Source organism: Streptomyces sp. NPDC059567 (assembly GCF_042735655.1).
Taxonomy (GTDB): domain Bacteria; phylum Actinomycetota; class Actinomycetes; order Streptomycetales; family Streptomycetaceae; genus Streptomyces.
The window spans coordinates 17,213-41,350 of the sequence record NZ_JBHWBS010000069.1 but is presented as its reverse complement, the minus strand read 5'-3'; the positions used below and the strand labels follow the sequence as shown (position 1 = coordinate 41,350).

Genomic DNA, 24,138 nt, shown 5'->3' with positions numbered 1-24,138 from the left:
GGGCCGGGGCGATGCCCCGGCCCTCCGCCGTACCGTGCTCCGTCCTACAGCCCCCTGCGGGGCCCCGGTGGCAGCGCCGCCGGAGTGTGGTGCTGGGCCGACCACGCCGTCGGATACGTTCCGAACCGGCTTCCGTGACCGGAACCGTGCCCTGCCCCGTGGCCGGACCCGTGCCCGTAGAGCCCCGAACTCACCGGCGTCCCGAACGACCGGAAGCTCAGATCGTCCTCGCCGCTGCGATCCCCAGGGAGAGCCCGGAACGACCGCCGGTACTCCGAGTACAGGGCGTCGTAGATCGGTGTGGCCGACTGGCCCGCCGTGACGTCCTGCGCCGGGCGCATGGAGGGGATCTGACTCGGATACTGCGGGCGGAGTGGGTCGTATGTGTGCACATACGTGCCAACGACCTCGTGGTCCGTCGGATGCGGGCGGCTCTCGGAAACCGACGGCCGCCGCGGGCGGGGCACGACCGGGACCCAGGGGCCGTACCCCGATGACCCTATGCCGGTGCGCCCGTGCTCCCTCACGTGCCGGCCAGCGGCATCGCGGCAGCCACCAGCCGGCCGTTGGCCGCGGCCTTCTCCAGGGCGTCGCGGAGCAGGTCCTCGCGCGGCTGCTGACCGATCGAGCCGACCGGGGCGGCGAACACCAGGACCGTGTGCGACTTGTTGGCCGCCGCACGCCAGCCCTCGGTGACCTGGAGCGGCTGGTGTGCCTGCCACCAGGCGGCCTGGCCGGTGCCGCCCGTACCCGGCTGGAGCACGGAGTGCAGCTGGCCCATGGCGACGAGCACCGACCAGCCGGGCAGCACGCCCGGCTTCTGGTTCACATCGGAGATCGGCATGAAGCCCTGCTCGATCAGGAGCGGCAGGAACTCGTCGCTGAGACCGTCCGAGCCCGGGCGGGCGACGGGCGCGGTCGGTTCGACGACCAGCGCCGGGTGCAGCTCGCCCTCGATCAGCACGAGACCGCTGGTGACCCCGAGGACGGCCTGCTCGGGGTGGGCCGCGCCGAGCGCGTCCGCCGCGTCCGTCGCGGCGATGGAGCGGACGGCGCCCTGGAGCTGCTCCTCGGCGACCTGGACGACCTGGGAAGGAATGCAGCTGGCGTGGGCGAACGCCAGGACGGCGGTCTCCTCGCCGACGAACAGCACCGTACTCGTGCGCTCCTGCTCGGAGTCGCCCGGCGTGCGGCAGGAGGTGCAGTCGTAGCTGCCCGGGGCGTTGTCGCCGGCGAGCAGCCGGTCCGCTTCTTCGTCGCCGATCTCGGCGCGTACGTCCTCGCTGACGTCGAGCATGCGCGGCACGGGGGGCTCCCTGGACTCGGTACGTGCGACGCCGGGCGGTTCCCGGCTCGTCTCATGCCGAGTTCAACGGGGAAGGATCGGCCGGGGTCACGCGTACGGGTCCGGCAACTTGTGTGACTCCGACCGGGTGGGGGATGCGGGCCGCCCCGCGCGGCACGGCGACGGTGCCCGGGTGTGCTGCCTAGCCTGCCGCGATGTCGAAGATCAGATTGTGGGCAGCCGGTGCGTCCGTCGCCGCGCTGCTGGCCCTCGTCCCGGCGCCGGCCCAGGCCCAGGTACCGCACCTGCCCGCCGCTCCCGCCTGCGCCGAGGACCAGTGGCCTTGGGGATGCGTCGCCGAGTGCGAGAGCAGCGGCCGGTGGGACCTCGACACCGGCAACGGCTACTACGGCGGACTGCAGTTCTGGCAGCCGACCTGGGTCGAGCACGGGGGCCTGGACTTCGCCGCGCGCGCCGACCTGGCGACCCGTCAGCAGCAGATCACCGTCGCGGAGGAGGTCCTGCGCAACCAGGGCTGGGAGGCCTGGCCGGTCTGCTCGGCGCGGTACGGGCTGAGCGGGCGGGTCCACACGGTCCAGCCGGGCGACACGCTGGGCACGATCGCGCTGCGGTTCGGGATCGCGGGCGGCTGGGAGGCGCTGTACGCGGCGAACCGGAGCCTGATCGGGCCGGACCCGAACCGGATCGTGATCGGGACGATGCTGCGCATCGCGCCCCTCACCGCCCGGCGGTGAACTCCGCGGCCTCCCCGCTGAACGCGAGGGAGCCGCGCCGCAGTTCGTGCAGCAGCGTGCCGGGCGGCAGTCCGGGCGGGGGGCGCTGCTCGGCGAGGACCACGGCGCCGCCCGCCCCGGCGAGGGCGGTGAGGAGCGCGTACGTACGGGAGGAGACCGCCGGGGACATGCCGAGGGACGGCTCGTCGACCAGGACCACGCGGGCGGGGGTCAGCAGGGCTCGGGAGAGGGCGAGCATCCGGCGCTCCCCGCCGGAGAGTGTGCCGGCGGGGCGGGCGAGGAGAGGGGCGAGTTCGGGGTACGCCTCCAGGGCCCGGTCGGGGTCCCCGGGGGTCAGCTCCAGGTTCTCGGCGACGGTGAGCGTCGCGTACACCGCGCGCAGATCCGGCACGAAGCACAGGCCGCGCCGGGCCCGGTCGTGGGCGTGGAGGCGGGTCACGTCCGCGCCGCGCCAGAGGACCGTTCCGGAGGTCAGGGGCACGGTTCCGGCGAGCGCGCGCAGGGCTGTCGTACGGCCGGAGCCGTTGCGGCCGACGAGGACGGTGACGGTGGCGGAGGGGACCGGCAGGTCGAGACCGTGCAGGGCCTCCAGGGGGCCGTAGCGGACGCGGGCGGAACGCAGGGAGATCTCGACGCTCATGACACGATCCGGCCTCCCTCCATGGTGTGCACGGTGTGGGCGATGCCGGCGACGAGGTCCGGGTCGTGCTCGACGACGAGGAGGGTGAGGCCGTCGGCGGCGAGGGCGGCGAGGACCCGGGCGAGGGCGTCGGTCTCGGCGGCGTCCAGACCTGCGGAGGGCTCGTCCAGGAGGAGGGTGTGCGGGCCCCCGGCGAGCGCGCGGGCCAGTTCGACGCGGCGCAGGGTCCCGGTGGGGAGGTCGGCGGCGGGACGGTGGCGGACGGATCCGGCGAGGCCGAGGAGGCGGAGGGCCTGCTCGGTGGTGGCGGGGGAGCGGCGGTGGCCCTGCTCGGCGCCGAGGCGGACGTTCTCCTCGACGGTGAGGGAGGGGAAGACGGCGAGCTGCTGGAACGAGCGGGCGACGCCGAGCCGCGTGCGGGCGTGGGCGGGGCGGGCGGTGATGTCGGTGCCGTCGAGGGTGACGCGGCCGTCGGTGGGGCGGAGGGTGCCGGCGAGGCAGTCGAAGAGGGTGCTCTTGCCGGCGCCGTTGGGGCCGACGAGGGCGGTGACGTGGCCGGGGGCGAGGGCGAGGGTGACATCGGTGAGGGCGGTGAGGCCGCCGGGGTAGGTGAGGGTGAGGTGGTGGGCGGCGAGGCGGGGGCGGGGCGGTGGTGAGGGGGCCGGTACGGGCCGGCGGGGGAGCGCCCGGCCTCCGGCGGGGCCCGGTTCGTCGTCCGCGGGTCCACCCGTGGGTGGCACGGCGCCGGCGGCGGCTGCGGGTACCGGTTTGGACGGGAGCCAGGACGTCAGTGGGGGCACCCGGCCCACCAGGGCCGCCAGGATGCCTACCGTCGCCGCCGCCACACCGCCCCTCGTGCCCGCGTCCAGGGCCACCAGGAGGGCCGCGGCCGCGAGGGGGGAGAGGAGGCTGTCGGCGCCCAGGACGATGATCGCGGCGAACCAGAGCAGGCCGCGGACCGGGTCGTAGGCCTCCGGGTCGAAGGCGCGCAGGCCCATGCCCAGCAGGCCGCCGCCCAGGGCCGCCAGGGCCGCGCCCAGGACGAAGGCCAGGAGCTTGAGGAGGCTCACCCGCACCCCGGCCGCCTCCGCGCCCGGCTCGTGGTCGCGCAGCGCGGCGAGCGCCCGGCCCGTGCGGCCCCGGCGCAGCGCCGCGACCAGGAGCAGACAGCCGGTCAGGACCACGAGTTCCAGGGCGTAGTAGCCGCGGTCGTCCGAGAAGCCCGCCGGGCGGCCGAGCTCCAGGCCGGCCGTCGCGTACGGCTGCGCGAAGACGAACCGGCTCACCGCGACCCCGACCGCCAGCGTCGCGAGCGCCAGGGCCAGGCCGTGCCGCCGGATCGCCGGCCACCCCGTGACCAGGCCCAGCGGGGCGACGAGCAGCACCGCCAGCGCGAGCGCCACCAGCTCCGGCAGACCCCCGGCCGCGAGCAGCGCCGTGAACAGGGCGCCCAGACCCGCGTACGCCGCCTGCCCGAGAGCGATCTGACCGCCCCGACCCGTCACCACCACCAGCGACAGCAGCACGATCGCGAGCGCCGGCACCTGGACCGCGGTGTGCAGGTCCGTGCCCGCGAAGCCCAGCGGCAGCAGGAAGAGCACGGCGACCGTCAGCCACACCCCCGACGGAGTCCGCGGCGCGACGGCCGGCGGCGGCAGCGCGTCCTGGCCCCGCCCGCCGACCCCCGGCAGCACCAGCGCGGCCACCAGCAACGCGAGGACGAACAGGTTCGCCCCCACCGCCTGCACCAGCGGCCCCGCCCACCCCTCCGGATGGAAGCGGGTCAGCTGTGCCTGCGCGACACCCAGCGCGAGCGCCGTCACGATCGCGACCGGCAGGCTCCGCATCCGGGCCACCACCGCGACCGCGATCACCTCGATGACCAGCAGCGGCATCCCGTACGGATCGAGCCGTACGTACGGGGCGAGCAGCACCCCCGTCAGTCCCGCGGTGAACGAGCCGAACGCCCAGCCCGCCGCCGACACCCGGTCCGCGTCGATCCCGCCCAGCATCGCCAGCGGGCGGTTGTCGACCACCGCCCGCAGCTCCCGCCCGAAGCGGGTCCAGCGGGTCACCGCACCCACCGCCAGGGCCAGCAGGACCACCGCCGCGAGCTGCGCCCACGGATCGTCGCCCAGCAGCACCGGCGCGTCCGCCCGCGCCCCGCCGCCCCACACCAGCGCCGCCCCGCCGACCAGCAGCACGAAGACCCCGATGGACGCCACCAGGGTCTGCGCCGGGTTGGAGCCGAGGAGAGCCAGCGGCCGGAAGACGGCACGGTCGAGGACCAGGCCGATCCCGGGAGCGACCACGAGCAGGGTCAGCAGCGCGCCGAGAGGCAGCGGCCAGCCCCACTCGACCACCAGCTGCCGCAGCACGTAGGCGCAGACCATGGCGATCGCACCGTGCGCCAGATTGAGCACGCCGGTGGCGCGGTACGTGACGATCAGTCCGATGCCGGTGAGGGCGGCGGCGCTGCCGACCGCGAGTCCGGCGAGCGTGAGGTCGTACGTCAGCGAGGCCACGGCTCACACACCGGGCAGGGATCGAGCTCCGCGTCCTCCGCCGGTTCGGCGTCCGCCCGGCCGGCCACCAACGGGCAGTCGGGGCGGTGCGCGAGCGTCCCACCCGGCACCCGGACCGGCGGCTCCTCCGACGAGGGGGGCGCGATGTCCTCCGCGGCCTCGTGAGAGGGCGCGGGCCCGCGCACCGGGATCCGGCCCGCCGCCCCGACCAGGACCGCTCCGGCCACGATCAGTGCGGCCCCCGGCACCGTGCACGAGGCGAGATAAGGCAGCTGGCGCTCGGCGAAGCGCTCGCCGGAGATCCCGTACCACCCCAGGACGCAGAGCACCGCACCCCCGGCGACCGCCGCGAGGCCGCCCCACAGCAGTTCCCGTGATCTCGGCACGGGACCTCCCTCGCCTCAGACCCCCGACCGCCATGCCCCCGTATGCCCATTTCCGTTTCCGTTGCACTATGCCCGGAATCGTCCCACCCTGGAATCATCAGGCCACCCGGCCTCGACGGACACCCGGTGGTGAGCCAGATGGTTCTCAGGCGACACGGTGGACCCACTCGCCCTCGCTCTCGTCTCGCGGCCCTGGCGGCCGCGTCGGTTCTCGTGCTCGGACCGGCCCTCGTGGCCTGCGGCGACGACGGAGGCGGTGAGTCGGCCTCCCCGGAGCCCGCCGCGACCGCGCCCTCCGACCCGGCCGCGGCCAAGGCGGAGATCACCGAGAACTGGACCACCTTCTTCGACCCGAACACCCCGGTGGCGGAGCGGGCGGAACTGCTCGAGAACGGCGACCAGCTGCGGCCGGCCCTTCAGGCGCTCCTCACCAACGATGCCGCGTCCCAGGCCACGGCCAAGGTCAAGACGGTCGAGTTCACCTCGCCGAACAATGCGAACGTGACCTACGACCTGCTGGTCTCCGGGGCCCCGGCCGTGCCCGACGCCAAGGGCACGTCGGTCTTCCAGGACGACACCTGGAAGGTGTCCGTGAAGACCCTCTGCGGCCTGGCGCAGCTCAGCGGTGCGACCGTTCCGGGCTGCTGAGACCGCTGCGGCGCTGCTCCTCGCCGGGCTGCTCGCCCTGACCGCGGCCTGCGGCAGCCGGCTCCCGGAGCGCGCGTTCGAGACGCGGCCCACCGCCACTTCCCCCTCCGGCGGTGAGCCGCTCCGGATCGGCGTCATCACCAGCGCCACCAGCCCCGTCGGCGGCGACGCGTTCACCGGCACGCGCGACGGCGCCCGCGCCTGGTTCGACGCCCTCAACGCCCGCGGGGGCCTGAACGGACGCCGCGTCGAGGTCGTCACCTGCGACGACGGCGGCAGCGGCGTCGGCAACAACGAGTGCGTGCACAAGCTGATCGACGAACGGAAGGTCTTCGCCCTGGTCGCCACCACCGCGCTCGACTACGCCGGAGCCCCGCTCGTCGCGAAGGCCGGCGTCCCCGACATCGGGGGCCAGCCGCTCACCCCGGCGTACGACACCTATCCGCATCTGTACGGGATCTACGGGAGCCTCGCCCCGCGCACCGGCAAGGCTCCCGGCTGGGACGGGGTGCTGTACGGCGGGACCGAGGTCTACCGCTACTTCAAGCGCGAGCACGGCGCTCGCACCGCCGCGGTCGTCGCCTACAACCAGGCCGCCTCGACGGCGTACGCCCGGCTGATCTCCGACGGCCTGCGGGCCGAGGGGTACAAGGTCGTCGACGAACAGGTCGACTTCGCCCTGCCCAACTTCCGGGCCGTGGCGGCGGATCTGAAGGCGCAGGGCGCCGACCTCGTCTTCGACGCGATGGACACGCACGGCAACGCCCAGCTCTGCGAGGCGATGCAGGCGCTGGACGTCCGCGTCACCGCCAAGGTGACCAACGTGCAGAACTGGTCCTCGACCGTGCCCCGCGACTACGCCGCGTCCCCCGCCTGCCGCGCGGCGCTCTTCGTGACCGGATCCAGCCGCAACTACGAGGACACCGGGCAACCTGCCGTACGGGAGTTCCGGGCGGCGATGGGGGACCGGCCGCTCTCCCAGTGGCAACTGGAGGGCTGGGCCGCCGCCATGTGGTTCACGGACGCGGCGCTGTCCTGCGGCGACCGGCTCACCCGCGCCTGCGTCGAGGAGTTCGTCAACCGGCCGGAGCCGTACACCGCCCGCGGACTGCTGCTGCCGGTCCGCTTCGAGAAGCTCGCCGAGCCGCCGAAGGACCGTCACACCTGTCTGTCCGTGGCCCGTTGGCAGGACGGGCGGGGCTGGGTCAGCCAGGGAGAGATGACCACGAACTGCGCCACCGTTCCCCAACTCGGCTACCGACCGTGAAGCGGGCACCGGACGGGCAGTACAGTCGCCACGGTCCGACCACTTCACCGGGGGGAACCGGCAACCCGATGCGCATCTCCTTTCTGCTCCACAACGCCTACCACATCGGCGGAACCATCCGGACGACGTTCACCCTGGCCCAGGACCTGGCGGAGCGTCACGAGGTGGAGATCGTGTCCGTCTTCCGCCACCGCGACGAGCCGATCCTGGGCCTGCCCGCCGGAGTGACCCTGCGTCACCTCGTGGACCTGCGGAAGGACAGCCCCGGATACGACGGGGAGCACCCGGACTTCTCCCGGCCCGCGACGGTCTTCCCGCGCGGCGACGGCCGGTGGAAGCAGTACAGCGCGCTCACCGACGCGCGCATCGGCGAGCATCTCGCGGGCGTCGAGGCCGACGTGCTGGTCGCCACCCGCCCCGGGCTCAACGTCCACCTCGCCAAGCAGGCACGGCGCGGCCCGGTCCTGGTCGGCCAGGAGCATCTGGTGCTTGCCGGGCACACCTTCCGGCTGCGCCGCGAGATCCGCCACCAGTACGCGCTCCTGGACGCGGTCACGACGGTCACCGAGGCCGACGCCCGTGCCTACCGGTCCCGGCTGAAGCTGCCGGGCGTACGGATCGACGCGGTGCCCAACAGCGTGCCCGCGCCGAGCGTGGCGCCCGCCGATCCCGCCGCGAAGACCGTCGTCGCGGCGGGGCGGCTGACGCGGGTCAAGCGGTACGACGTGCTGATCGACGCGTTCGCCGAGGTGGCGGCGGCCCGCCCGGACTGGAAGCTGCGGATCTACGGCACCGGGGACGCCGTCGACGACACGAAGGCCACGCTCGCGCGGCGCATCAAGGAGCGCGGTCTCGAGGAGAACGTCTTCCTCATGGGCTGGGCCAATCCGATGGAGCAGGAGTGGGCGAAGGGCTCGATCGCCGCCGTCACCTCGCTGCGCGAGTCGTTCGGCATGACCATCGTCGAGGCGATGCGGTGCGGGCTCCCGGTCGTCTCCACCGACTGCCACGGCCCCCGCGAGATCATCGAGGACGGGGTCGACGGCCGTCTGGTGCCCGTCGACGACGTGGCCGCGATCGCCCGGGCGCTGCTGGACCTCATAGAGGACGACGAGCTGCGCGCCAAGACCGCGCGCGCCGCGCTGACGGCGTCCGAACGCTTCGACCCGGTGCGCATCGCCGCCCGCCACGAGGAGATCTGGTCCGAGCTCGTGGCCCGCGGCGCGAGCCGCCGCACGCACGGCGGTCTCGGAGAGGCCGTCCACCGGGCGGTGGGCGGCGCGATCGACGCGGTGTACGAGCTGAAGCGCCGCACGGGAGTCCTGGTCCGCCGCTTCCGCTGAGCGGGAGGCGGGCGCCCGAGAGCTGGGCGGGGTCGGTCGACCCGGCTGTCCGGGTCCCGGTGGGACCGGCTGTCGGTCGCCGTTCGGCCTGGTCCCGGGTCGGCTCGGCTGTCGGGTCGCCGGCCGGTCCGGCCGTCCCGACGCCCCTCGGCCTCGGGTCGGCCCGCCGTCGGGCGACGTGTGTCCCGGCCGTCGCGCGGGGCGAGTCGGCCGGGCTTCCGAGGCCGCCGCCCGCCGTCGGGTTCCGGCCCCGTCCGGCGGCGAGCAGTCGAGGACCGTAGCTGTCCTCGACTGCTGGCAGACTCGGGCCCATGTTGGAGACCTCCGCACGACTGTTGCGTCTGCTCTCGTTGCTGCAGGCCCATCGCGAGTGGTCCGGGGCCGATCTCGCCGAGCGGCTCGGGGTCACCCCGCGCACCGTGCGGCGGGACGTCGACCGGCTGCGTGAGCTCGGATATCCGGTCAACGCCAGCCCCGGTACCGGTGGCGGGTACCAGCTCGGTGCCGGTGCCGAGCTGCCGCCGCTGCTGCTCGACGACGACGAGGCCGTCGCGGTGGCGGTGGGGCTGCGCACGGCGGCCGGCCAGGGCGTCGAGGGCATCGGCGAGACCTCCGTACGCGCCCTGGCCAAGCTGGAGCAGGTGCTGCCGGGCAGGCTGCGGCGCCGGGTGAGCACCCTCAACGCCTTCACCGTGCCGATGCTCCGCGCCCCGCAGGCGCAGGTCGACCCCGCCGTCCTGACCGAGCTCGCGAACGCCTGCAGGGACAGCGAGCGGCTCCGCTTCGAGTACCGCGACCACGGCGGCACGGCCACCCGCCGCACCGTCGAGCCGCACCGCCTCGTGTGCACCGAACGCCGCTGGTACCTGGTCGCCTGGGACCTCGACCGCGCAGGCTGGCGTACGTTCCGGGCCGACCGGATCGAGCCGAGGCCGCCGCACGGCCCCCGCTTCCCGCCCCGCGAGCCGCCCGCCGAGGACCTGGCGGCCTACGTCTCGGAGGGCGTCTCGACTGCGGCCTACGCGGCAGGGGCGACGATCCGGCTCCATGTCCCGCTCGCCGAGGCAGTCCAGGCCGTCGGTCCCATGGACGGCGTCCTGGAGGCGGACGGGGACGGCTCCTGTCTGCTCCGCACCGGCGCGGGGAGCCTGGAGTACCTCGTGATCCACGTGATGATGCTGGGCCTCGAGTTCGAGGTCGTCGAGCCACGCGAGCTGGACGACTGGATCCGTGGCGTCAGGGACCGGCTTTCCCGCGCTCTGGAGCGCTCGGAGCGCTGATCCGGGCCCGCTCGAAGGCCACGAACTCCGGGTGGTGCAGATCGAACGCCGGCGACTCGGAGCGGATCCGCGGAACAGCGTCGAAGTTGTGGCGGGGCGGCGGGCACGAGGTCGCCCACTCCAGCGAGCGCCCGAACCCCCACGGGTCGTCCGCCTCGACCTTCTCCCCGTACTGGGCCGTGCGCCAGACGTTGTACAGGAACGGCAGCGTCGAGGCGCCGAGCAGGAACGCGCCGATGGTGGAGACCGTGTTCAGCGCCGTGAAGCCGTCCGCGTCCAGGTAGTCGGCGTACCTCCGCGGCATACCCTCCGCGCCCAGCCAGTGCTGTACGAGGAACGTGGTGTGGAAGCCCACGAAGAGCGTCCAGAAGTGGACCTTGCCCAGCCGCTCGTCGAGCAGCTTGCCGGTGAACTTGGGCCACCAGAAGTAGAAGCCGGCGAACATCGCGAAGACGACCGTGCCGAAGACCGTGTAGTGGAAGTGGGCCACGACGAAGTACGAGTCGGTGACGGCGAAGTCCATCGGCGGCGAGGCGAGGATGACGCCGGTCAGCCCGCCGAAGAGGAACGAGACCAGGAAGCCGACCGACCACAGCATCGGGGTCTCGAAGGAGAGCGAGCCCTTGAGCATCGTGCCGGTCCAGTTGAAGAACTTCACCCCGGTCGGCACGGCGATGAGGAACGACAGCAGCGAGAAGAACGGCAGCAGCACCGCGCCCGTGGCGAACATGTGGTGCGCCCACACCACCACCGAGAGACCGGTGATCGTCATGGTGGCGGCGATGAGGGTGGCGTAGCCGAAGATCGGCTTGCGGGCGAAGACCGGGATGATCTCGCTGACGATGCCGAAGAACGGCAGGGCGATGATGTAGACCTCGGGGTGGCCGAAGAACCAGAAGAGGTGCTGCCACAGCAGCGCCCCGCCGTTCTCCGGCTGGAAGACCAGCGAGCCGAACCGCCGGTCCGACTCCAGGACGAGCAGCGCCGCGGCGAGCACCGGGAACGCCATCAGCACCAGGATCGTGGTGAAGAGGATGTTCCAGGTGAAGATCGGCATCCGGAACATGGTCATGCCCGGCGCGCGCATCCCGACGATCGTCGCCAGGAAGTTCACCGAGGTCAGGATCGTGCCGAAGCCGGAGAGCGCGAGCCCCATGATCCACAGGTCCGGTCCGATGCCGGGGGAGCGCTCCAGGCTGTTGAGCGGGGCGTAGGCGGTCCAGCCGAAGGCGGCGGGTCCGCTCGGCACGAGCAGGGAGCCGATCACCATCAGGCCGCCGAAGAGGAACAGCCAGTACGAGAACATGTTCAGCCGCGGGAAGGCGACGTCCGGGGCGCCGATCTGGAGCGGCACCAGCTCGTTGGCGAAGCCGGCGAAGGTCGGCGTCGCGAAGAGCAGCAGCATGATCGTGCCGTGCAGGGTGAACGCCTGGTTGAACTGCTGGTTGTCGATCAGCTGGAGTCCGGGGCGGGCCAGCTCGGCCCGCATCAGCATCGCCATGAGCCCGGCGGCCAGGAAGAAGACGAACGAGGTGACCAGGTAGAGGTGGCCGATCTTCTTGTGGTCGGTCGTGGTGAGCCAGTCGATCAGGACCCGCCCATGCCGTTCCCGAGGTGATTCGACGGCCGCGTGCGCGGTGTCGATGCCCATCGATGCCTCCGGTTCCGAATCGTCCGGACATGATGCGCGCCCCAGGTCCAGGAGCTCGGGAGGCGGGCCGACGGGGCTGCTCCGATCGGCCGAACGTGTGCGCATCGTGCGGGGAAATCGTGAATACCGGACGGCCGTCCCGCGCCCTCCCAATTCCCTTGGGGGGCGGGTGCGAAGGAATTCCGAAGGGCCTTGTGCGAACGATGCGAGTGGGCCTGCAATTGCCGGAGATTCGGCCGGAAAGTGCCCTCTCGGGTGACGGCGGCCGTGTCAAACATATGTCGAGAAGCTGTGACACAAGCGTGACCGGTAAGGGACTAACGTGAGTTGCATGACACCGAAGCAGACCTCTCCCGTACCGCCGGACGACTATGTGGGGTTGGCCCGGGAGCGGGCCGAAGAGCTCGCCCGGGACCACGGCTGGAGCGTGGTGCGGTCCCTGCCGCCCGGCTCGATCATCACCATGGAGTACCTGGAGGGGCGCATCAACTTCGAGGTGACGGAGGGCACCGTCACCCGCTGCTGGCTGGGGTAGACGCCCGTACGAGGAAGGGCCCCGGCCGTCGAGCCGGGGCCCTTCCTCATGCGGTCGTGACGGGGGTCAGCCGCCGGTGAGCGGCCGCGAGTGCGGCGGGCGGCGGCTGCCGGCCGGGGTGACCGGTGTCCGCTCGGAGCGCACGCCATGGGCGGAGTGCGTGGTGTGCGGGGAGTGCGCGCGGGGAGTGGTGAGCGGCGGAGCGAGCCGCCCCTCGCCGCGCGCGGCGGCGGACCGCCCGCTCCTGACACCGATGATCTCCCGGACCGGCTCCTCGGCCGCTGTCGGCCGCTGCGGGTACACCGCGGGTCGCGGTCCACCGGTCGCGACGGGCAGCGAGGGCACCAGCCGGCGGCGGGCCCGAAGCTGCTCGCGCAGGCGGTCGCGCAGGCTCAGGATGAGCGCCTCGGCCCGGGCGATCGGCGACTCGCACCACGGCAGGGCCAGCAGGATGAGGAGCCCCGCGGCCCAGCCGAGCAGCACGTCGCTCAGCCAGTGCGTACCGATGTAGACGGTGGTGAGGCCGACACCGAGCGCGACCACGGCCGAGAGGGCCGACAGATAGCGCCGGGCCCGCGGAGTGGTCGCCAGATAGGCCAGGATTCCCCAGGTCACGACCGCGTTGGCGGTGTGTCCGGACGGAAATATATCGCCGCCCGCGAAGAGCTCGGCGGAGCCGACCTGTGTCGCGTAGTGGGGGCCGAGACGGCCGAGTCCGAGCTTGACCGCGCCGACCGTCACGTTCAGCAGGAGCAGCGCCGCGCCGAGCGACAGCAGCGGCCGCAGCGTGTGCTGGCGCCAGGAGCGCCAGCCCAGCCAGGCCGCCACCATCACCGCGGTGGGACCGCGCTGGCCGAGGACGACGTAGTAGTCGAGGAAGCCGTGGATCTCCGGCCACTGCTGGTACGGCCGGAAGAGCATGATCTTCCAGTCGAGGGTCACCAGCCAGGTCGACAGGAGCACGGCCACGACGATGGCGAGATAGAACGCCAGCGTCCCGCCGAAGAGGGCGAGACGCGTGCGGGTCATCCCCGGGACCTCTATCTTCGGCGGTTCCGGCTCCCGGTCCAGCCGGGCAAAGATGTCGGTTCGCACCCAATCGACGTTACAGGGAGTGAGTAGCGACCTTGGTCGATCCGGTGTCTTCGTGATGACGATGTGATGTGGAGTAGGTCTCAGACCGGTGTTTATTCCTGGCGTACGTCTGAGAATCCGATGACCTTCTGCCCTATTGCCGCCGGGTGACTTTCCGGAAGTCTGTTTGTACATCACGGAAATGCTTCAAACGTCTGTACGCATGGAATTCCATGCGACGCGCGGTGCGGGTGGAGTGGCGTACGCCACACTCCGCGGCCCGCCGGGGTGAGAGCTGCACCACGCGCTCGGGCCCTGAACTCGCGTACGCTGACGGCTCACTCGCCCGTCGATGCCGGGCCGCCCCGAGGCCCGCGCCCCGGCCGGTGCCCACCGAGCGCGAGGGATCCATTGGGAGGTACGTACATGCAGCGGACGATCACGGCCGGAGCACGGCTCCGCGCCGCCGGCGGCGGAGCCAACCGCTGGGTCGTCCTCGTCGTCCTCTGCGTCAGCCTGCTGCTGGTCGCGCTGGACGCGACCGTGCTCCATGTCGCCGTCCCCTCCCTCACCGAGGACCTGCGCCCCAGCTCCACCGCGCTGCTGTGGATCGTCGACGCCTATCCCCTCATCTGCGCCTCGCTGCTGATCCTCTTCGGCACGCTCGGCGACCGGGTGGGACGGCGGCGGGTGCTGCTCCTCGGTTACGCGCTGTTCGGCGTCGCCTCCGCGGTCGCCGCCCTCGCCACCGAACCCGAGGTCCTGATCGGCGCCCGTGCCCTGCTCGGCGTCGGCGGCGCGATGATCATGCCCGCCACCCTCTCGATCCTCCGGGCGGTCTTCCCCGACCGGCGCGAGCGGGCCACCGCCATCGGCATCTGGACGGCGGTCGCCGCCGTCGGCGCCGCCACCGGGCCCGTGCTCGGCGGCTTCCTGGTCGAGCACTACTGGTGGGGCTCGGTCTTCCTGATCAACATCCCGCTGATGGCGCTGATCCTGCCGCTGGGCCGCTGGCTGCTCCCCGAGTCCAAGGGCCGCGACGACGGCCCCTGGGACGTCCTCGGCGCGCTCATGGCCGCGGCCGGTGTGCTCGGCATGGTCCTCGGGGTGAAGCGGATCGGCGCCGGCGAAGACCTCTTCGTGTACCCGACCGCCGGACCGCTGCTCATCGGGGCGGCCCTGCTGATCCTCTTCGTACGGAGGCAGCGGCGGCGGGCCCACCCGCTGATCGACATGCGGCTCTTCTCCCGGGCCGCGTTCACCACCTCCGTCGGCTGCATCGTGCTCGCCATGCTGGCCCTGGTCGGCCTGGAGCTGATCGCCGTCCAGTACCTCCAGCTGGTCCTCGGGCTGAGCCCGCTGGAGACCGGGCTCCGGCTGCTGCCGCTCACCTTCGCCGCCATGGCGGCGGGCGCCACCGGCTCGTACACCCTGCGCCGGATCGGCCCGCGCCGGATGGTCGGCTGGGGCTTCGTGCTCACCGCCGCCGCCGTCCTGCTCCTGGTCCTCATGGGCCAGCACGACCGGCCGCTCCTGCTCACCTGCGGCTTCGTGCTGCTCGGCTTCGGACTGCAGACGACGCTCTTCTCCGCCTACGAGTCGATGCTGAGCGAGGCCCCGCCGGAGAGCGCGGGCGGCGCGGCGGCCATCGGCGAGACCTCGTACCAGCTCGGCGCGGGCATGGGCATCGCGCTGCTCGGCAGCGTGATGAACGCGGCGTACGCCCCCGGCCTCTCCGCCGTCCCCGGTGTTCCGGACGCGGCGAGCCGGGCCGCCGCGAACTCGCTGGGGGAGGCGTATCAGGTCGCCGACCAGCTGGGCGGCACGGCCGGGACGGCGCTGTACCACGCGGCCCGGCACGCGTTCGTGGACGGACTGCACGTGACGCTGTTCGTCAGCGCGGGCCTGCTGCTCCTCGGCGCCCTGATGGCGCTGCGGCTGCCGCGGGTGATGGAGTGCCCGGTGGATCCGGAGGACCCGGCGGACCCGGCGGGAGGCCTGGTGGATCCGAAGGGCCTGGTGGCCCCGGCTCCCGAGGAGGTACGGGTGCCTGCCACCCGCGAGCCGATCGAAACGGCCCGCTCCGGACGCACGGCGCGCTGAGGCGCCCCACCGCGATCCGTTCCGTTGAACGGCGAGCTCTTTTCCCCCAGCGCTGCCGCTGGGAGGTGCCCCCACCCAGCAGTGCGGCCGGGAGGTGCCCCCACCCAGCGCTGCCGCCGGGAGCTGCTCGCGGTTCAGCTCTGGTTGAAGAAACCGTCCTGCGCACGGCCCGTGGGGTCCCCGCTGATGATCTGGGTGTCGGCGGGGGTCAGCAGGAAGACCCGCGTCGCCACCCGCTCGATCGATCCACGCAGACCGAAGGCGAGACCGGCGGCGAAGTCCACCACGCGCTTGGCGTCGGAGGGCTCCATGGCCGTGAGGTTCACGATGACCGGGACGCCGTCCCGGAAGAGCTCGCCGATGCCCCGGGCGTCCCGGAACCCGTCCGGAGAGACGGTCGCGATACGGCGGCCGTGCTCCTGCGCCGTGTCGGACGCCACCCGGACCCGAGGGTCCGTCACCCAGGCGTCGCCGTTCTCGGCACCCTCGGCGTACTCGTCGTCGTAGTAACGCTCGTCGTTGTCCTCGACGAGTCCCAGCCAGGCACTCGCCTTGCGCACCGATCCCATGGACGCCTCCTTTCAGCGCGGTCACTTGTGGTTCCGCAATCCCTATCGTCGTCCATGATGCGGATCGCGCGCCAAGTGGATAGTCGGCGCGCGCGGGTTTCGTGACGGTACTGGTGCAGAACGTGAGGTCTGAATTCTGGCGAATCGTCAGGAATCTTGCGGTATACGGGGCCTGACGGAGGTTCCGGATGGGGTGTGCAACTTAAAATATGAAAGTCGGGCCAGAAGGGTGACGGTCGGAGCGTCCGGGTGAACGAGCGGGCTCGATACGATGTCCGCGGAGCGCTGAAGCACGCGCGCACGACTCACGGGGGAGTCTCCTTGTTCGGAATCGTCAGGCCCTGCACGCATCGGCTCACGGACGGCCTCAAGACCGAGTGGATGGCCCATCTCTGCGGCCTCTGCCTGGCACTTCGGGCCGACCACGGGCAGTTCGCCAGGGTGGTCACCAACTACGACGGCCTCATAGTCTCCGTTCTGACGGAGGCTCAGACCGGCTCGGTCCCGGGCGGACGGCGCACCGCGGGCCCCTGCCCGCTGCGCCAGATGAAGACCGCGCCGGTGGCCCAGGGCGAGGGCGCCCGGCTCGCCGCGGCGGTCTCGCTCGTCCTCGCCTCGGCGAAGGTACGGGACCACGTCGCCGACCGGGACGGGCTGTTGGCCCGCAGACCGGTGGCCGCGGCGGCCCGCCGGGTCGCCAGGTCCTGGGACCGGGCGGGCGCGCGCACCGGACGCGAGCTCGGCTTCGACACGGCGGTCCTGGTGGACGCCGTCGACCGCCAGACCGGCATCGAGACGCTCGCCGGACCCGGCACACCGCTCCTCGTCGTGACCGAGCCGACCGAGACGGCGACGGCCGCGGCATTCGCCCACACCGCGCTTCTGGCGGGCCGGCCCGAGAACGTGGAGCCGCTGGCCGAGGCGGGGCGGCTCTTCGGGCGGCTCGCGCATCTGCTGGACGCCGTGGAGGACCGCGAGGCCGACGCCGCGTCGGGCGCCTGGAACCCGCTCACCGCGACGGGCACCTCGCTGGAGGAGGCGCGCCGGCTCGCGGACGACGCGCTGCACGGGATCCGGCTGGCGCTGCGGGACGCCGAGTTCGTGAACGGGAAGCTGGCGCACGTGCTGCTCGCGCACGAGCTCCGCACGTCGGTGGACCGGGCCTTCGGCACGACGACCTGCGCGCACGGGACGCCGGGGCCGGGACAGGGCCCCGTACCCGGCAACCCGTACGCGGGCGGCAATCCGTACGGGGGCGAGGGGAACCCCTACGGCGGTGGGGGCAGCCCTTACGGCGGCGGTCCCTATGGCGGCGGTGCCTACGACGGCGGGGGATTCGGTGGGCCTGGCGGCCCCGGAGGACCCGGTGGCCCCGGTGGGATGCCGCCGCAGTTCGGTGGCGGCGAGCCCCCGAAGCCCAAGCCGCGCTCCTTCCTGGGTGGCTGCGTCGCGTTCACCTGGCTGTTCTGCACCTGCCAGATCTGCTGCGCGAAGGAGTACGAGGGTCCCTGGTCCCGGAAGAAGCGCGAGGGCTGCTGCCGGGACTGCGACTGCAACTGTGACGGCAACGCCTGCGACTGCTGCTGCCCCTGCGACGGCTGCTGACGGACCGTCGACGACCGCCGGTACGTGCCGGGGCGCGCGGAGCCCCGGCACGTACCGTCACTTCTTCGGCGCCGGGATCTCCGGCGGGGAGATGCGGGACTCGGCGATCGCCGAGGCCGTCAGGCCCCACTTCTTCAGGATCCGGTCGTACGTGCCGTCCGCCTTCAGCCTGTTCACCGCCGCCTGGAACGCAGGAGCCAGCGGTGTGCCCTTCTTGAAGGCGAAGCCGACGTCCAGGCGGCGGTACTCGTTGAGGAACGTGACGTTCTCCTGCTGGGTCACCGCGTACCTCAGGCCGTTGACCGTGCTCATCAGCACATCGCTGCGGCCCTGTTGGAGCGACATCCACTGGGCGCCCAGGTCGTTGAAGACCTGGACGTCGTACGGCTTCTTGCCGGCCGCCGCGCACCGCGGCCGGTTCTTCTCCAGTGTCGCCTCGAAGGTCGTGCCGCCGCCCGTCGCCACGTTCAGACCGCACAGCTGCGTCAGGTCGGTGACCTCCTTCAGCGGGCTGTCCGCGCGCGCCGCGAACCCCTGTCCGTCGTTGATGTAGGTCACGAAGTCGATAGTCCTGCGCCGCTCCTCCGTCACGCCGAAGTTCCCCGTGCCGACGTCGTACTTCCCGCTGCCGAGGGCCGGCAGGATCGCCTCCCAGCTCACCACCGCGCGGTTCACCCGGAGCCCGAGCACCTTCGCCACCGCGTCCGTGACGTCGACGTCCGCGCCGACCAGCGTCTTCCCGTCCGGGAGGTAGGCCGCGCCGGGCAGGGTGCCGGTCGCGGAGGCGACGGAGATCGTGCCCCGCTGCCGTACGTCCGCGGGCAGCAGCTCCGCCGCCGCCTCGTCCTTCGCGATCGTCGAGACCACGTCGGCCGTCGGCACAGCGCCCTTCTTCGCACCCGTCGCACCGGCCGGCGCGGCCGTCGGCTCGCCCGAGCCGCAGGCCGTGAGGGTGAGCGCGGCCGCGGTGATCAGGGCGAAGGCGACCGTGTGGCGCTGTGTACTGGTGAGGCTCATGGCTTCGGGGTCTCCAGGTGTTTCTCGAGCGGCAGCAGGCCGATCGACTCCGGATCCGCGGACGGACCGGAGAGCGGGCGGTAACCGGCGGCCGGAGAGAGGCTCTTGACCGCGGGCCGGCGCGGGCCGGTGGTGAGGGTCGGGTGCTCGTGCGCCGGCTCGTCGAGAAGCGGGCGCGCCGAAGGGCGTCGACCGCGGTCCGGCGCACGGACGGCGCGGATCCACGGCTGGGCGTGAAGGTCATACGTGTCCCTCAGGAGAAGGACACGGCAGGGCGGAGCGAGGGGAGTCGAGCTCGGCTACACAGGTGAAGGCGCCGCGCGGAAGGGTGCGGGCAGGCGAAACGCAGGGGGTCGGCTCAACAGGAAGAGGACCACACGCGACCGAAGTCGATGTGGGAGCGCGTGACCAGCCACTGCTGCGAATGCATGGCCCAAGTGGAACAGGTATCCGATTGCCCGTCAACCACGATGAGACGTACGGCTCATCCCTCGGACAGCCTTGACAAGGCAGCGCTCCGTCGCCGTAGCCTCAAGGGGCGGATCGAGCTGAGGGGCTCGGATCCGTGCTCGCCGCGCGTGAAGGCGCACACCCGTGTTCGATCCGTCTCTGGAATCCACGGAGCCTTCGCATGTCCGCGACCCTCACCAAGACCCCTTCCGCGGCCCCGCCGGCCGCCCACCTCCGTATCGTCCCCGCCCGCCGCACCGGCCAATGGGCCGCGGCCACCGTCGTGTCGGTGCTCCTCGCGCTCGGAACCGTCTCGGTCGTCCGCAACAAAGCCTTCCAGTGGGACGTCGTCGGCGACTACTTCACCTCGACCGCCGTCCTGCGCGGACTGGGCCTCACCCTCTGGCTCACCGCCCTCGTGATGCTCCTCGGCTTCGCCCTCGGCACTCTGCTCGCCGTCTTCAGGCTCTCCGGCAACCCCGTGCTCCGCGCCGTCAGTTGGGGCTACATCTGGTTCTTCCGCTCCACGCCGATCCTGGTCCAGCTGCTCTTCTGGTTCAACATCGGGGCGCTCTACCCGACGATCCTCGGCATCGACACGGTCAACCTCCTCGGCCCCGTCGCGGTCGCCATCATCGGACTGACCCTGCACGAGGCCGCGTACGCCGCCGAGGTCGTGCGCGGCGGCATCCTGTCCGTCGACCGCGGCCAGATCGAGGCCGCCCAGTCCCTCGGCCTCGGGCGGTGGCGCCGGCTCCGCCGGATCGTGCTGCCGCAGGCCATGCGCTCGATCGTCCCGCCCGCCGGGAACATGCTGATCGGCACGCTCAAAGGCACCTCCATCGTCTCCGTCATCGCCGTCCAGGACCTGCTCTACTCCGTCCAGCTCGTCTACCACCGCACCTACCAGGTCGTGCCGCTCCTCCTGGTCGCCACGGTCTGGTACGTCGTCGTCACCTCGGTCCTCAGCGTCGGACAGCACTACGTGGAGCGGTACTACGCCCGCGGCACGGCCGGTGCGCGATGACACGGAACCCGTCCGTCGTGATCGTGGGCGCCGGGCCGCGGGGGACCGGCCTCCTCGAACGGCTCGCCGCCAACCTGCCGGAGCTGTACGGGGACCGGCCTCTGGACGTCCATCTCGTCGACCCGCACCCGGCCGGCGCCGGACGCGTCTGGCGCTCCGAGCAGTCGCCGCTGCTCTGGATGAACTCGCAGGCCGAGGACGTCACCATGTTCACCGACGAGACGGTGGACATCGACGGCCCCGTGCGGCCGGGACCCACCCTCGCCGAGTGGGCCGGACTCGACGGCCGCACCTTCCCCAGCCGCCCCCAGCAGGGCGCCTATCTGCGCTGGGTGTACGAGCAGGCCCGCGCCGCGCTGCCCGCGTCGGTCACCGTCCACGAGCACCGCACCCGCGCGGTCCGGGTCGGCGGGCCGCGCGACGGGCACCAGCGGGTCTGGCTGGAGGACCGCGCGGTGCCGCTCCTCGCCGACCTCGTCGTGCTGACCCTCGGCCATCTCGACGCCGAACCCGACGACGAACAGCGCCGGTCGGCCGACTTCGCCGAGCGCCACGGGCTGCTCCACCTCCCGCCCGACTTCACCGCCGACACCGACCTGTCCGCGCTGCCCGCCGGTGAACCGGTGCTCGTACGCGGCTTCGGCCTCGCCTTCGTCGACCTGATGGTGCTGCTCACCGAGGGGCGCGGCGGGCGGTACGAGGAGCGGGGCGAGCGGCTGGAGTACGCACCGTCCGGGCGTGAGCCGGTCCTGTACGTCGGATCCCGGCGCGGGGTGCCGTACCACTCCAAGATCGGGTACGCGCTGGAGGGCGAACGGCCCCCGCTGCCCCGGTTCTTCGGCCCCGCCCAGGTCGACGAGCTGCTGCGGCGGCCCGGGCGGCTCGACTTCCGCCGCGACATCCGGCCCCTCGTCGACAAGGAACTCGGCTGGGCCCACTACCACCGGCTCTTCGCCGCCCACCCCGAGCGGACCACCGCCGCCTGGACCGACTTCGAGGAGAAGTACGCGGCCGCGGCCCCCGGCGGGGCCGAGCTGGACGCCCTCGTCGCCTCCGCCGTCCCCGACCCCGCCGACCGGCTCGACCTGGACGCCCTCGACCACCCCCTGGACGGAGTGCGCTTCGCCTCGCCCGAGGCCCTCCAGGACGGGCTGCGCCGTCATATCGCCGACGACCTGGCCCGGCGCCACGACCCCGAACACAGCCCGGACCTGGCGGTCTTCACCGCGCTGCTCTCGGTCTACGGCCAGCTCGTCCGGCTCGGCGACACCGGCGACCCGCGCGACTGGTGGCACGGCTTCTTCAGCTTCCTCGCCTCCGGACCGCCCGGCCCACGGCTCCACCAGCTGCTCGCCCTCTCCCGCGCCGGGATGGTCCGCTTCCTCGGCGCCGGGACGACCGTGGTGGCCGACGAGGAACGCGGGGTCTTCCGTGCCCACTCCACGAGCGTGCCGGGGCAGTGGACCGAGGCCCGCGCCCTGGTCGAGGCCCGGCTCCCCGACCCGACCCTGGAACACACCGGCAGCCCGCTGCTCCGCGCCCTCCACGAGGACGGTGCTCGGGCCACCGCCGCCGGGCTGCTCGCCGTCGACCCCGCCGACGGGCGGATCCTGGAGCGCGGCGGGCGCCCGCACCCGCGCCGCTTCGCGCTCGGCCCGCACACCACCGCCCGGGCCGGCGGAGCCTTCACCCGCCCGCGCACCGGCGGCGCCGCCTTCCGCCAGAACGACGCGACCGCGCGCGCCGCGCTGACGCTGCTGCGCGACCTGTCCCTCCATGCCCGGCTCAGCGTCTGAGCCCCACACGAGCGCACCCGCGCGTTCCTCCCCGAACTCCTCTGACCAGCCGTACCCGACGACCCGCACGGCCAGCCACGTACCAAGAGCTGACGCCCTGTGGAAAGGTTGAACACCATGAGCACGGATCCCCGACAGGGCGCACAGCAGGACTGGCAGCACTGGCACGAACAGCGCACGGCGGCGGTCTCCTCGTCGTACGGCCCGCTCTCCCTCACCGGTACGTACTGGCTCTCCGACTACCCGGAGGGGCGAATTCCGGCCGTTCCCGGGCGCTGGCACGACAGTGGCGACGAGGTGGTCCTGACGGCGGACGCCGAGGACGCCGTCACCGTCGACGGCAAGCCCCTGATCGGCAGCGTCCGGCTCACCGCGGACCATGCCCCGATCCACGAGTCCCGGGCCGAGTCCGCCGGCCGGCGGCTCGTCGTGCTGCGCCGCGAAGGGCTCTGGGCCGTACGGGACTTCGACCCCGAGTCGCAGGCGCGCCGCGCCTTCCGGGGCATCGAGGCGACACCGTACGACGAGCGCTGGGTGGTGCCCGGCACCTTCCGGCCCTACGAGCGGTCCCGCGGCGTCCGGGTGGAGAACGCCGACGGGAAGGAGCGCGGGCTGGGTCTCGCCGGCGAGCTCTCCTTCGAACTGCACGGCGTCGAGCACACGCTCCAGGTCGCGGTGGAGGACGACGGCACGCTGTGGGCGGTCTTCGCGGACCTCACCAGCGGCCGGGACAGCTACCGCTTCCGCTTCCTGCGTCCCCCCGCACCGGCCGAGGACGGCACGGTGACGGTCGACTTCAACCGCGCGCTGCTGCCGCCGTGCGCCTTCGCGGACCACTTCATCTGCCCGTTCCCGCCACCGGGCAACACCCTGGACACCGCGGTGGCGGCGGGGGAGCGGCGGCTGGTCGAGGGCTGACCGAATCCCTTGCAAGCGCCTTGAACCGGACGGTAGTTGAGCGGCGTACGGTACGGCCGAAAGGCGCCCTTGCGGCAGTGGTGCGGGCGGCCCGAGACTCCCCCACAGCGCCGGCCCCGGGCCGCGCCTCACGGGCCCGACACCCCACGTCGGGTCCCCGATTCCCCTCTGGAGGAACGCGAAGTGAGGATCAAGCGCACCACCCCCACGAGAACCGTCCGACTGCTCGCCGTCGCCACCGGCCTCGCCGCCGCGGCCGCGGTCGCCGTCCCCGCCGCGAACGCCGACACCGCACAGACCTTCGGCGCGACGCAGCTCGCCGCCGCGGGCGACGCCGTGCTCGCCGCCGACGTGGCCGGAACCGCCTGGCACGTCGACCAGGCCACCAACACCCTGGTCGTGACCGCCGACTCGACCGTGTCGCAGGCGGAGATCGCCAAGATCAAGCGCCAGGCGGGCGCCAACGCCGGAGCGATCCGCGTCGAGCGCACCCCCGGCAGGTTCAACAAGCTGATCTCCGGCGGCGACGCGATCTACGCGACCAGCTGGCGCTGCTCCCTCGGCTTCAACGTCCGCGACAGCGCGGGCAACTACTACTTCCTCACCGCCGGACACTGCACCGACGGCGCGGGCACCTGGTACTCCAACTCCGGCCGCACCACCGTGCTCGGCTCCACCTCGGGATCCAGCTTCCCGACCAACGACTACGGCATCGTCCGCTACACCAACAGCTCCGTCACCAAGTCCGGCACGGTCGGCAGCGTCGACATCACCAGCGCGGCCAACGCCACCGTCGGCATGTCCGTGACGCGTCGCGGCTCCACCACCGGCACCCACAGCGGTTCGGTGACCGGCCTCAACGCCACGGTCAACTACGGCGGCGGCGACATCGTGTACGGCATGATCCGCACCAACGTGTGCGCCGAGCCCGGCGACTCCGGCGGCCCGCTCTACTCGGGCAGCCGCGCCATCGGCCTCACCTCCGGCGGCAGCGGCAACTGCTCCTCGGGCGGCACGACCTTCTTCCAGCCGGTCACCGAGGCGCTGAGCGCCTACGGAGTCAGCGTGTACTAGCCGGAGGCGGCGCCTCCGTAGCACGATGATCCGAACGACGTCGGGTCCCCCGGGCATGCCGTGCCCCGGGGGCCCGACGCAAGGACTCGTGGGAGTGTGTGCAGGTGGGCGTGCTGAAGAATGTGATTCTGTAATTTCGGAGGCGCCCGGCGGGGGCCGCGGGCGCGCGGCGGCCGCCCCCCGACGCATG

Annotated in this window: 20 protein-coding genes; 12 read left to right on the top strand and 8 right to left on the bottom strand. The window is 72.7% G+C overall.

Annotated elements, in window-relative coordinates:
• Nucleotides 1–523: 523 nt before the first annotated feature.
• Nucleotides 524–1,306 carry a hypothetical protein gene (locus tag ACFVZW_RS26040; RefSeq protein ID WP_362361124.1) on the bottom strand — a complete coding sequence of 261 codons (783 nt, stop codon included), beginning with the start codon at nt 1,304–1,306 and terminating at the stop codon, nt 524–526.
• Between the two features lie 194 nt (nt 1,307–1,500).
• On the opposite strand from ACFVZW_RS26040, the gene ACFVZW_RS26035 reads away from it, so the two are divergent.
• Entirely contained in the window at nt 1,501–2,040 is a 540-nt protein-coding gene (locus ACFVZW_RS26035; protein WP_384525759.1) for a transglycosylase family protein, read from the top strand.
• Here ACFVZW_RS26035 and ACFVZW_RS26030 read toward each other — a convergent pair.
• The 3 genes from ACFVZW_RS26030 to ACFVZW_RS26020 are packed head-to-tail and all read right to left on the bottom strand — an operon-like array spanning nt 2,024 to nt 5,591.
• On the bottom strand, nt 2,024–2,680 hold the full coding sequence (locus tag ACFVZW_RS26030) for an ATP-binding cassette domain-containing protein (protein ID WP_384525756.1): 657 nt from the start codon (nt 2,678–2,680) through the stop codon (nt 2,024–2,026). The two genes, ACFVZW_RS26035 and ACFVZW_RS26030, sit on opposite strands and share 17 nt — an antisense overlap.
• Nucleotides 2,677–5,205, bottom strand: a complete 2,529-nt coding sequence (locus ACFVZW_RS26025) for an ATP-binding cassette domain-containing protein (RefSeq protein ID WP_384525753.1) — start codon at nt 5,203–5,205, stop codon at nt 2,677–2,679. Before ACFVZW_RS26025 ends, ACFVZW_RS26030 begins: the two co-directional genes overlap by 4 nt.
• Nucleotides 5,193–5,591 carry a hypothetical protein gene (locus ACFVZW_RS26020; RefSeq protein WP_384525750.1) on the bottom strand — a complete coding sequence of 133 codons (399 nt, stop codon included), beginning with the start codon at nt 5,589–5,591 and terminating at the stop codon, nt 5,193–5,195. The genes ACFVZW_RS26025 and ACFVZW_RS26020 overlap by 13 nt, the downstream gene beginning before the upstream one ends.
• Before the next feature lie 213 nt (nt 5,592–5,804).
• Here ACFVZW_RS26020 and ACFVZW_RS26015 point away from each other — a divergent pair, with 213 nt between their 5' ends.
• From ACFVZW_RS26015 to ACFVZW_RS26000, 4 genes are all read left to right on the top strand, one after another.
• Nucleotides 5,805–6,239: a hypothetical protein gene (locus ACFVZW_RS26015; RefSeq protein ID WP_384525747.1), complete on the top strand. Its 435-nt coding sequence runs from the start codon at nt 5,805–5,807 to the stop codon at nt 6,237–6,239.
• Nucleotides 6,217–7,506: an ABC transporter substrate-binding protein gene (locus ACFVZW_RS26010; RefSeq protein ID WP_384525744.1), complete on the top strand. Its 1,290-nt coding sequence runs from the start codon at nt 6,217–6,219 to the stop codon at nt 7,504–7,506. Before ACFVZW_RS26015 ends, ACFVZW_RS26010 begins: the two co-directional genes overlap by 23 nt.
• 68 nt (nt 7,507–7,574) lie before the next feature.
• Nucleotides 7,575–8,849: a glycosyltransferase family 4 protein gene (locus tag ACFVZW_RS26005; RefSeq protein ID WP_384525741.1), complete on the top strand. Its 1,275-nt coding sequence runs from the start codon at nt 7,575–7,577 to the stop codon at nt 8,847–8,849.
• Nucleotides 8,850–9,160: 311 nt separating this feature from the next.
• Nucleotides 9,161–10,129 carry a helix-turn-helix transcriptional regulator gene (locus ACFVZW_RS26000; protein ID WP_384525738.1) on the top strand — a complete coding sequence of 323 codons (969 nt, stop codon included), beginning with the start codon at nt 9,161–9,163 and terminating at the stop codon, nt 10,127–10,129.
• Here ACFVZW_RS26000 and ctaD read toward each other — a convergent pair.
• Nucleotides 10,086–11,780, bottom strand: a complete 1,695-nt coding sequence (gene ctaD / locus ACFVZW_RS25995; RefSeq protein ID WP_384525735.1) for a cytochrome c oxidase subunit I — start codon at nt 11,778–11,780, stop codon at nt 10,086–10,088. The two genes, ACFVZW_RS26000 and ctaD, sit on opposite strands and share 44 nt — an antisense overlap.
• Nucleotides 11,781–12,111: 331 nt before the next feature.
• Between ctaD and ACFVZW_RS25990 the strand changes: the two genes are divergently transcribed.
• The gene (locus ACFVZW_RS25990) at nt 12,112–12,315 is read left to right on the top strand and encodes a proteinase inhibitor I78 (protein ID WP_384525732.1); all 204 of its coding nucleotides are present in this window, start codon (nt 12,112–12,114) and stop codon (nt 12,313–12,315) included.
• A gap of 66 nt (nt 12,316–12,381) precedes the next feature.
• Here ACFVZW_RS25990 and ACFVZW_RS25985 read toward each other — a convergent pair whose 3' ends face one another.
• Nucleotides 12,382–13,410, bottom strand: coding sequence for a phosphatase PAP2 family protein (locus tag ACFVZW_RS25985; RefSeq protein ID WP_384525729.1), 1,029 nt, complete (start codon nt 13,408–13,410; stop codon nt 12,382–12,384).
• 405 nt (nt 13,411–13,815) lie between these two features.
• On the opposite strand from ACFVZW_RS25985, the gene ACFVZW_RS25980 reads away from it, so the two are divergent.
• Nucleotides 13,816–15,492: an MFS transporter gene (locus ACFVZW_RS25980; RefSeq protein WP_384525726.1), complete on the top strand. Its 1,677-nt coding sequence runs from the start codon at nt 13,816–13,818 to the stop codon at nt 15,490–15,492.
• A 134-nt stretch (nt 15,493–15,626) separates the two neighbouring features.
• Here the strand turns inward: ACFVZW_RS25980 and ACFVZW_RS25975 are convergent, their stop codons facing one another.
• Nucleotides 15,627–16,061 (bottom strand): cell division protein SepF, encoded by a 435-nt coding sequence (locus ACFVZW_RS25975; RefSeq protein ID WP_384525723.1) that lies wholly within the window; start codon nt 16,059–16,061, stop codon nt 15,627–15,629.
• Nucleotides 16,062–16,382: 321 nt separating this feature from the next.
• Between ACFVZW_RS25975 and ACFVZW_RS25970 the strand changes: the two genes are divergently transcribed.
• Complete coding sequence (locus tag ACFVZW_RS25970) at nt 16,383–17,666, top strand: DUF5685 family protein (protein ID WP_384525721.1); 1,284 nt, start codon at nt 16,383–16,385, stop codon at nt 17,664–17,666.
• A gap of 57 nt (nt 17,667–17,723) precedes the next feature.
• Here ACFVZW_RS25970 and ACFVZW_RS25965 read toward each other — a convergent pair whose 3' ends face one another.
• The gene (locus ACFVZW_RS25965) at nt 17,724–18,683 is read right to left on the bottom strand and encodes an ABC transporter substrate-binding protein (protein WP_384525718.1); all 960 of its coding nucleotides are present in this window, start codon (nt 18,681–18,683) and stop codon (nt 17,724–17,726) included.
• Nucleotides 18,684–19,314: 631 nt separating this feature from the next.
• Between ACFVZW_RS25965 and ACFVZW_RS25960 the strand changes: the two genes are divergently transcribed.
• The 4 genes from ACFVZW_RS25960 (at nt 19,315) to ACFVZW_RS25945 (ending at nt 23,948) form a co-directional block, all read left to right on the top strand.
• The gene (locus tag ACFVZW_RS25960) at nt 19,315–20,160 is read left to right on the top strand and encodes an amino acid ABC transporter permease (protein WP_384525715.1); all 846 of its coding nucleotides are present in this window, start codon (nt 19,315–19,317) and stop codon (nt 20,158–20,160) included.
• Nucleotides 20,157–21,956: an FAD/NAD(P)-binding protein gene (locus ACFVZW_RS25955; protein WP_384525712.1), complete on the top strand. Its 1,800-nt coding sequence runs from the start codon at nt 20,157–20,159 to the stop codon at nt 21,954–21,956. The genes ACFVZW_RS25960 and ACFVZW_RS25955 overlap by 4 nt, the downstream gene beginning before the upstream one ends.
• Nucleotides 21,957–22,073: 117 nt before the next feature.
• The gene (locus ACFVZW_RS25950) at nt 22,074–22,874 is read left to right on the top strand and encodes a DUF1684 domain-containing protein (RefSeq protein WP_384525710.1); all 801 of its coding nucleotides are present in this window, start codon (nt 22,074–22,076) and stop codon (nt 22,872–22,874) included.
• A 183-nt stretch (nt 22,875–23,057) separates the two neighbouring features.
• A complete protein-coding gene (locus ACFVZW_RS25945) occupies nt 23,058–23,948 on the top strand; it encodes a S1 family peptidase (RefSeq protein WP_384525707.1) in 891 nt (296 codons plus the stop codon).
• Nucleotides 23,949–24,138 lie beyond the last annotated feature (190 nt).